Source organism: Bacillus sp. L_1B0_5 (assembly GCF_000836715.1).
GTDB lineage: Bacteria > Bacillota > Bacilli > Bacillales > Bacillaceae_G > Bacillus_A > Bacillus_A thuringiensis_S.
Genome location: NZ_JXIS01000257.1, coordinates 1 through 332, shown reverse-complemented (window position 1 = coordinate 332; position 332 = coordinate 1). Strand labels below are relative to the sequence as shown.

Here is a 332-nt window from a genome sequence, read left to right as displayed (position 1 = left end):
GGTTCAAATCCTGTCTTCCCGATATTCCCAAAAACATGGGGCCTTAGCTCAGCTGGGAGAGCGCCTGCCTTGCACGCAGGAGGTCAGCGGTTCGATCCCGCTAGGCTCCACTTATTTTAATATCATTTATGGCGGTGTAGCTCAGCTGGCTAGAGCGTACGGTTCATACCCGTGAGGTCGGGGGTTCGATCCCCTCCGCCGCTACCATAAAGGACCTTTAGCTCAGCTGGTTAGAGCAGACGGCTCATAACCGTCCGGTCGTAGGTTCGAGTCCTACAAGGTCCACCACTAAAGGTTTATATCTCGGAGGTATACCCAAGTTCGGCTGAAGG

At 53.9% G+C, this 332-nt stretch carries 3 tRNA genes; all 3 read left to right on the top strand.

Going from position 1 to position 332, the window contains the following annotated elements:
* Positions 1-37: 37 nt before the first annotated feature.
* The 3 genes from RT27_RS32245 to RT27_RS32235 all read left to right on the top strand — a co-directional run bounded on the left by RT27_RS32245 (position 38) and on the right by RT27_RS32235 (position 288).
* Positions 38-110 (top strand) — tRNA-Ala (locus tag RT27_RS32245).
* Between the two features lie 20 nt (positions 111-130).
* Positions 131-207, top strand: a tRNA-Met gene (locus RT27_RS32240).
* Between the two features lie 4 nt (positions 208-211).
* Positions 212-288 (top strand) — tRNA-Ile (locus RT27_RS32235).
* The last annotated feature ends 44 nt before the right edge of the window (positions 289-332 follow it).